General features: G+C 69.2%; 3 protein-coding genes. All 3 read left to right on the top strand.

The window, feature by feature from the left end; all coding sequences use genetic code 11:
• Window positions 1-620, top strand: a 620-nt coding sequence (locus AC1D01_RS30595) for an MFS transporter (protein ID WP_477873140.1), incomplete at its 5' end; no start/stop codon positions are given.
• A 57-nt stretch (window positions 621-677) separates the two neighbouring features.
• Window positions 678-1,007 (top strand): helix-turn-helix transcriptional regulator, encoded by a 330-nt coding sequence (locus AC1D01_RS30590; protein WP_477873138.1) that lies wholly within the window; start codon window positions 678-680, stop codon window positions 1,005-1,007.
• A 6-nt stretch (window positions 1,008-1,013) separates the two neighbouring features.
• A complete protein-coding gene (locus AC1D01_RS30585) occupies window positions 1,014-2,288 on the top strand; it encodes a type II toxin-antitoxin system HipA family toxin (RefSeq protein WP_477873136.1) in 1,275 nt (424 codons plus the stop codon).
• Window positions 2,289-2,361: the final 73 nt, after the last annotated feature.

Genomic DNA, 2,361 nt, shown 5'->3' with positions numbered 1-2,361 from the left:
CGCAGGAGGGCAGCATCCTGCGCGAGTTCCGCGCGATCGCCCGCTTCCAGGTGCAGTGTTCGTTGCTGATCAGCACGCTGGCCTCGGTCAGCATGTTCACCGTGCTGACCTACATCGCCTACATCCTGCGCGACGTCACCGGCTTCTCGCCCGACCAGATCAGCTGGGCGCTGATGCTGTTCGGCGGCGGCATCACGGTGGGCGGCCTGCTCGGCGGGCGGCTGGCCGACTGGCGGCTGATGCCGGCGATGGCCGGCCTGTTCGCCTGCATCGCGCTGGTGCAGTTGACCTTCTCGTGGACCGCCCCCTTCGCGCTGCCGGCGATGGTGACGCTGTTCGTCTGGGGCATCGTCTCGTTCGCGATCGGCCCGGCCGCGCAGGTGCGGGTGCTCGACACCGCGGTCGGCGCGCCCAACCTCGCCTCGACGCTGAACCAGGGCGCCTTCAACCTCGGCAACGCCGGCGGCGCCTGGCTCGGCGGCCTGCTGATCGCCGCCGACCGGCCGCTCACCGACCTGTGCTGGCTGGGTGCCGGCGTCGCGGTGCTGGCGCTCGGGGTGGTGCTGGTGTCGGCGCAGATGGACAAGCCGCGCCGGCTGGCGACTGCCAAGGCTGCTTGACGATCATCTTTCATATGAGTAATCTGCTACCCAATAAGTGATTTATTGGGTAGCAGAATGGCCGTCATCAACGCGACGCCGCTTGAAGTCAGCACCGCGGTAGCGCAACTGGGGCAGAACATCCGCCTGGCCCGCATTCGCCGGCGCATGAGCCAGGACGAACTGGCGCAGGCCTGCGGCATCACCCGCAAGACGCTCTATGCTCTTGAGACGGGCCATCCAGGCGCGACCATCGGCACGGTCTTCTCGGTGCTGTGGAAGCTGGGGCTGATGGGCACCACGACGGCGCTGGCCGATCCAGATGCTGACGAGCACGGCAAGATCCTCGAGGCAGCGCGCCGGCCCCGGCGCGCACGCCAGCCGGCCGCCGGCGACAACGACTTCTGATCACCCATGGCCACCGGCGAGCAGTCCTGCTACGTCTACATCCAGTTGCCCGGTACGCTGGAAACAGTGCCCTGTGCATCGCTCAAGGTGCGCAGCGTCGGCGCGGGTGCGCACGAGGGAACGTTCACCTACGGCAGGCGCTACCTGGAGCGCAGCGACGTGGTCCCGCTGGACCCGTTCCACCTTCCGCTGACCACGAGGCCGCGGCGCTTCACCAAGCTCAAGGGCCTTCCCGGCGCCGTCCGCGACGCGAGCCCGGATGCGTGGGGCCGGCGCGTCATCCAGGCGAAGCTGGCGCAGCCCGAGGCATCCATCCCGGAGATGGCGTACCTGCTCAACGGTCCCGACGATGGCGCGGGCAACCTGAGCTTCGGCCTCACGGTTCAGCCTCCGGCACCGCGGCGCCCCTTCAACCGCACGCACCAACTCCAGGCCCTCATCGAGGCGGCCCAGGCGCTGGAGGCCGACGGCCGATTGCCGCACGAGGTGCTGGAAGCGCTGGAGCCCGGCACGAGCATGGGCGGTGCACGCCCCAAGGTCGCGGTCGAGGACGATCACAGGGTCTGGCTGGCCAAGCTGCCCGAGAAGGGCGACCGGCACAACGCCCAGCGCATCGAATACGCAACGCTCGAACTGGCCCGCGCTGCCGGCCTGCGCGTCTGCGGCGCCAGGATCGAACGGGTGGGATCCAGCGAGGTCCTGATGCTGGAGCGCTTCGACCGCGCGTGGAACCCGCAGGCCCAGGCCTACGCTCGTTTCGGCCTGGTGTCCGGTCTCACGGTGCTCGATGCGGAGGACGGCTACCTCGGCCGCGAGCGCTGGTCATACCCGTTGCTGGCCGACGAAYTGCGCCGCTGGTCGGTCAAGAGCGCCGAAGACCGGCGCGAGCTGTTCCGCCGGATGGTGTTCAACGCGATGGTCACCAACAACGACGACCATCCGCGCAACCACGCGATGCTGCAGATGCAGGGTGGCTGGCGGCTCTCGCCCGCCTATGACATCGTGCCGGTGCCGATGGTGTCGCAGGAGCGCCGGGACCTGGCGCTGGAGGCGGGGCGGTTCGGCCGCGCGGCGAGCCTCTACAACCTGCTGTCGCAGTGCGAAGCCTTCGGGCTCGGCGTCGACGACGCGAAGGCGATGGTCGAGTCGATGCTCGGCGTGGTCAGCGGCTGGCGCGAGTTCTTCGCCGCACGCGGCGTCGAAACCCGTTCGATCGAGATGCTGGAGCAAGCCATGCTGCCGGCATCGTTCCATCGCGACGAGCCCGCGCAGTCCGTCTGAGCCTTCAAGCGGAGACGCGTGGGGTGGAAAAGAGCGGGCGGTGTTGCGCGGCGGGGCGGGTGGCCGGAGGGGA

The organism is Rhizobacter sp. P3_B12, assembly GCF_056402895.1.
The sequence above is the reverse complement of the archived record's forward strand: the minus strand, read 5'-3'. Positions and strand labels throughout refer to the sequence as shown.